Genomic DNA, 5,552 nt, shown 5'->3' on the forward strand with positions numbered 1-5,552 from the left:
CAGGCAGCCGCGTGAGAGAGTATGTCGCGCTCCATCTCGAGTTGGCGGACTTTACGGCGTAGCCGCGTTAATTCCTGCCTCTCGGCCGTGGTCAGTCCGTCCTGGCGCATTCCCGAGTCGCGATCGGCCTGAGCGACCCAGTTGATGATGCTCTGCGCCGTCGGCTCGAACTCGCGCGCCAATTCCTCAGGCGTACGTCCTGCCTTCACCAGCTCTACCATCTGCGCCCGGAACTCCGCCGGGTACGGCTTCCGATGCTTGCCCATGACGGCACCTCCTCTTCAAAAAGAATAGGTGTCCGTTGAAGCGGGTCAACTTCATACGACCGCGAATTCCTCTCCACCATAACGCGCAACGAAGTCCGCTGGGCGTCGTGCAACGCCGCCAAGCGCACTCGCGACGGCCGTCAGGCATGCATCTCCCTGGAGATGTCCGAACACATCGTTGTATTGCTTGAAATGGTCGATATCGATGACGATGAGTGATAGCGGCGTATGCGTGTGCTTCGCGTGATCAATTGCCTTTGGATACTGCTCGTTGGAATACGCCCGGTTGTAGACTCCCGTCGGCCCATCCCGGACCGACATCTGCAACAAGGATGCGTGGGCATTGAGGTGCCTTTGAGGGAGCAAGCTGACCTCCCATACCAGCAAGGCACACCAGGACTCCCGGCGCGAACATGCTGAATACTCGGGTGGTATACCAAACCACGCTGAACCGGGATGTGCTCAGAAAATTCAGGGGGGTATCGACGAAGCAAGCCAGCACGGCAATCAGGAACCATTGGTCGAGCACCGAGCGCAGGCGGCCGGTCAGCAGGACGACGACAATTGCGGCGACATTGAGCGACCACGTCACCAAGACCGTCGCGCCGCTCGGGAACAGCCTCCCAGTGTTTGCCGAATTGAGGGCTGCAGGCAAGTTGCCATAAATCGCGAGCGCGCGCAGCGCGGCGCCGAGCAAGAAGGAGCCGCCAATAAACAACCACACCAGCGGCCGACATGGGATGTGCTGACCAACGCTCGCCGGAGCTGATAGCGCGTCGATACCGACAGTATCACGAAGAACGGAAACCCGCCGTGCCAGAAGATCCACAACCACGCTGCACTATGCGGACCTGCGCCCAATAGGCCCGTCGGCGTGAATACGCCCGGAAAAGTCAACAACTGCAGGGCCACGGCCAGTGCGGTGAATGCGTAGCGCCACCAAGCGCGCCAAGGACCGGCTACCGAGTGGCGACGAACTGGGCAACGAGCAGGAAGGTCGCAATTCCGGCCGTCGTAAACACGGTCAATGCGCACATTGGCATGAACGGGCCAACGGCAGAAAGCGCCAGCGTCGCCTGAGGGGCAACACCGGCGAAAACGAGCATGATGAACGCCGCGATGATTCCCACAAATGTCGTTTGCTTGTGTGTGGGGCATCGCGTCAGGAAACTTTCCAAGAAATCCCCCGGCATTGTTTCGTTCTTCGGATTTCACGGGAGTCGATACGGTGGGTGCGCGGCCGCGTTTCGAACCGGCTACCGCAACAGCGACCGGATCGCCGTCGGCACTGGACAATTCTGCGACTATTCGCTTGCCGGCTACAAGGGGCCGTCACAGTTTCGGCATGACGGCAGAGCGTCGCCATTGAACGCGGGTACCCGGCATTTTCGTTTCTTCACTACACCTCGTTATTTGCAGATGAATCAATATATTCGAATATTATTCACAATTCCAGCAGCCCTAATATTTGAGATTGTTTGTCATAAGGGGTACCGTCATTTTCGTGCAAAAAATGGTGCTTTGGACTAGAAAACTCCCATCTATCAATGCGTTGCGCGACTCCCGGTGGGCAGGAATGTTGTGCCGTCGCGGAGCCATATTGGGAGGAATGTCCGATCCTGTCGCCGCCAGATTTCGGGCGAAAAGGACGACTCCCCCAAGTCTGCCGATTCCTCGCTCTGACGAGCAGCACGGAAAGTGTTTCTTTGCAATTTCATGCAGAACACGTCTATATCCGTTATCTCCGAGACGAGCGTTCATGGCCGACAGCGGATGAGTCCGGCGACCAGGACCCCGGAGCAGGCGGAGCGACAACGTGACTCAGGAATGGCGTCCATCCAGATGCGTCGAGCGCTTGCCGGATATCGGCGAGCAGGTCCGAGACGTCCTCCAGCCCGATGGACAGACGCACCAGGCCGGCGGGAATCCCAAGCGCATCGAACGCGCTGTCGTCGGCGTCGGCGAAACCGGCATGGCAGTAGCACAGCGATTCCAGGTTACCGAACGTGGGGGCCAGGCGAATGAGTTTCAGCGCACTCACGAAGCGCATTGCCATCGAACGTACCCGAAAGTCGATGAACATCAGCCCCGTGTTGAGTTGAAGCGACACACCGTTCTGGCGCGCGTGCGGGGTGGTCCAGACCGAGCCCCATGCGAGCCCCGGATATTCTCGGGTGAGCATTTGGGTGACGGCTAGCGCGTTGGATGCATGCCGTCGCAATCTCACCGGCAGGGTTCGCAGGCCGCGAATCGCGAGCCACGCGGAAAACGGGTCGAGCGTCAGGCCGTCGATGTCGCGAAAGGCTTTGAGTTTGTCATAGAGCCCCGCCCGATTGGTGCAGATCATACCGCCTACCATGTCGCCATGCCCGTTGAGGTGCTTGGTCAGCGAATACAGCGTGAGATCCGCGCCGAGTGATAGCGGATCCTGGCCGAGCGGCGTCAGCATGGTGTTGTCCACCACCAGCAGGCAGCGACGTGACTCGCACCATACCGAGAGGGTGTGGAGATCCACATCGTGCAAGGTCGGGTTGGTCGGAGTCTCGACGTAGACGAGCCGCGTTGCCTGGTCGTATGCGTCCTCGAAAGCCTCGGGCGTCGCGCCGCGAATCCACGACACGCGAATGCCGCGCGATGCGGCTTCGCGCGCCAGTTGTTCCCGCGTTTCGTAGAACGCCTGGTCGAGCATCATGACGTGGTCACCTGTGCCCAGCAAAGCACGCAATACCATCATGCTGGCCGTCATGCCACTATTGACAGCCAAGCTGTACTGACACCGCTCCAGCGCACGAAATTTGGCTTCCAGCACCAGTGTGGTGGGATTTGCGTAGCGTTGATAGGCGATATTGGGCCCCCGCTCGCCACGCAGCAACGCCTGCCCTTCGTCGAACGACTCGAGCAGTCGAGCCGACTGCGTGACGAGCGGCGGGACGGGAAACTGAGTGGGTCCTTCCTCGTGTTGGCCTAGGTGAATCGCGCGGCTGGATGGGCCCCGCAGGGCCAAGTTCAGCGAGGGTGTGTCGGGAGTGAGATCGATCATTCAGACGGCCAGGGACTGAGCGGGACGATGACAGGGGACCACGTGGCCCCCCAGCGAAACAATGGAAAAACGTTCCATCCTGGGCATGGCCGCGCAGACGAGTTCCACACCGCTTTCGGTCGTATGCAGGGTCCTGATCCAGACGGGAAGACCAGCGTCGCGGCACGCGGTTTGCAGATGGATTAGATGGGCGTCGAGATCATGCGGGGCGGAGTCGGTCGGCATCGTAATTTGCCGCACATGTGCCGGGTGGTCGCAGTCGAGTCGCATATCCATGCAGCGAAGCAGCCGCGGATACCTGATCAGGTGTCGCCGATAGCGCGCCCAGTCCCGCGCGACGTGCTCAAGCCCGTCGGCAACCGCGTACTGCTGCACCAGCTCCTTGATCGCGCGCAGGGCCGCGTGACTGGCATAGAGCGAACAGCCGCCTCCGATCACATGAACGCCCGAAATCGCGCGACCCTCGCAATACGCGATAAACACGGGGCAACTGATCTCGCCGCCGACCGCAACCAGATGGACCGATGCCCGGATGACGCGCTCCGCATCCTCCCACACTGCGGCCAGGGCAGGCGACACGGTACGACGATCGACGAAGTCGAGCGGATCGTCCAGCTGATAGAAGAGCTTTTGAGCGATCAGGCATCCGATACCGTGACGCTCGATGACCTCGCTGATAGCGTGGATGGCCGCCTCGGTAAAGCCCAGGCCGGCGGCCAGGCCGGTGCCGCAGGCATAGCGGCGGGCGGCCGTGTAGTCGAGCCCGTCGCCCGGCAGGGGCCGGTCGCTATAAGTGTAGTCGACGAGAAAAGACGGATAGAGCAGCGAGGCGCCGTTGATCAGGCTGATATCGGCGAATGGAATGGCGGCGATCCCGGATGACGCGCGGTCAAGCAGGGTCATTGGAAAGACATCGGCCATTGCACGTTGGGCGCGTACCTCGTCGTAGTTCGCCAGTATCGTTGCCGCGCGCAATCCGATCGGCCCCATTGCGTGTTCGTACGCCTCGAATTTGGCGCCGACCCTCGCTTCGTCTGCATAGCCTTTGCCGCACCCGACATGCTTGTCGGTGACGAGATCGGTGGAGCTGAGGGTGGCAACTGTGCTGGACAGCGGGTCACCGTATCGGTCGAGCCGGGCGGTGATGCCGTGATCGGAAAAATACCGATCGATGGCGGCTTCCGCGTCGGCGAGTGTATGCGCGCGCTCTGGGACAAGTATTTTCATGACTGGGCAATTACGAGGCGGATAGTCCGCCCCGGAATTTCATTATGATTAGTTATCCTGAGTTAGAATGGCATGCTCTTCGGCGGAGAAATCTTCGCGCGACGGCGTCCCGTCGCGCGACATGTTCTCGGTGGTCTGTTCAGGGGAGTCATCGAATTCGTGAATGTACATGCAGCACCAAGTACCCATTTAACCTCCATTGATATGGATCGAGAGTGTGAGTGACAATTCGTTGATGCGATGCGAGGGGGAATCCGAAATCGCGCTGCCACTCACGAACCCAGCTTAATAAAATGAAAGCGAAATGTAAAGCATTATTTCTCAGGATAGCGAATTGTTGAGGATTCCGTTATGAGTTAATAAAGTTATTGAATGTTTCGATTGATGCGTTGGATTGCTAGTTTCAGAATTATGTATTGAATTGTTTTTGCCGAGGCTGGTGCGAGGCCACTTTGGTGCTATCATGTGACGCAGTTTAATTTTGCTTGCGCATGGGCCATCAGGTGAAGCTGATGCCTGGCGAGTACGTAAAAGCATTCAATATCCGCAACAAGAAGGATGCAGCGGATGCTCTAGCGATCTGTCGAACCGTGCAATAGCCAAGCAAGGCAGTTGCGGCGAAGACCGAAATGCAACAGGCGATGCTGGCGCTGCACAGAATGCGCGAGCAATTGGTGAAGTTCCGGACCATGTAGATCAACTGCCTGCGCGGATTGCTGACCGAATACGGCGAAGTGTTGACGGCGGTGTAATTCCGCGCTTTTTGGGCGGCGCAAGCCCGAGCGAATCATTCAAGTAACAAGGGGCCGTGAGGCCCCTTCGTTTTGATACTGCGGTGCTTCACGTCAGAACGGCGGGGCGCGTTCGCGAGTGCGGTCGTGCACTTCGGGGAAGCGCTGCTCATGCAGCAGTTCATGGAGTTGGGCGCCGTAGAAGTCGGTCACGACGGCGAGCAGATCCTCGAGCAGCTCGAACACGGCGAGTGCCTGCTCTGGCGTCCAGTCGTCGGGAACGACGAA

The 5,552-nt window shown here is 59.2% G+C and carries 7 protein-coding genes and 1 pseudogene; 1 reads left to right on the forward strand and 7 read right to left on the reverse strand.

Annotation, left to right across the window (positions count from 1 at the left end):
• The 7 genes from BT264_RS36840 to BT264_RS36870 all read right to left on the reverse strand — a co-directional run.
• Nucleotides 1–266, reverse strand: a 266-nt coding sequence (locus tag BT264_RS36840) for a transposase (RefSeq protein WP_143155808.1), incomplete at its 3' end; no start/stop codon positions are given.
• Between the two features lie 51 nt (nt 267–317).
• The gene (locus tag BT264_RS40335) at nt 318–587 is read right to left on the reverse strand and encodes a GGDEF domain-containing protein (RefSeq protein ID WP_256260780.1); all 270 of its coding nucleotides are present in this window, start codon (nt 585–587) and stop codon (nt 318–320) included.
• The gene (locus tag BT264_RS40340) at nt 514–963 is read right to left on the reverse strand and encodes an MASE4 domain-containing protein (RefSeq protein WP_256260781.1); all 450 of its coding nucleotides are present in this window, start codon (nt 961–963) and stop codon (nt 514–516) included. Before BT264_RS40340 ends, BT264_RS40335 begins: the two co-directional genes overlap by 74 nt.
• Complete coding sequence (locus BT264_RS40345; protein WP_244137508.1) at nt 855–1,301, reverse strand: MASE4 domain-containing protein; 447 nt, start codon at nt 1,299–1,301, stop codon at nt 855–857. The genes BT264_RS40340 and BT264_RS40345 overlap by 109 nt, the downstream gene beginning before the upstream one ends.
• Nucleotides 1,226–1,444: a hypothetical protein gene (locus BT264_RS40350; RefSeq protein WP_072445451.1), complete on the reverse strand. Its 219-nt coding sequence runs from the start codon at nt 1,442–1,444 to the stop codon at nt 1,226–1,228. Before BT264_RS40350 ends, BT264_RS40345 begins: the two co-directional genes overlap by 76 nt.
• Before the next feature lie 560 nt (nt 1,445–2,004).
• Nucleotides 2,005–3,306 carry a trans-sulfuration enzyme family protein gene (locus BT264_RS36865; RefSeq protein WP_072445448.1) on the reverse strand — a complete coding sequence of 434 codons (1,302 nt, stop codon included), beginning with the start codon at nt 3,304–3,306 and terminating at the stop codon, nt 2,005–2,007.
• Nucleotides 3,307–4,533 carry a YcaO-like family protein gene (locus BT264_RS36870; RefSeq protein WP_072445449.1) on the reverse strand — a complete coding sequence of 409 codons (1,227 nt, stop codon included), beginning with the start codon at nt 4,531–4,533 and terminating at the stop codon, nt 3,307–3,309. It lies immediately after the preceding gene.
• Between the two features lie 488 nt (nt 4,534–5,021).
• On the opposite strand from BT264_RS36870, the pseudogene BT264_RS36875 reads away from it, so the two are divergent.
• A pseudogene (locus BT264_RS36875) lies at nt 5,022–5,225 on the forward strand (IS110 family transposase); the annotation flags it as partial.
• Nucleotides 5,226–5,552 lie beyond the last annotated feature (327 nt).

The sequence above is a fragment of the Burkholderia sp. NFPP32 genome (assembly GCF_900119325.1).
Taxonomy (GTDB): domain Bacteria; phylum Pseudomonadota; class Gammaproteobacteria; order Burkholderiales; family Burkholderiaceae; genus Burkholderia; species Burkholderia pyrrocinia_C.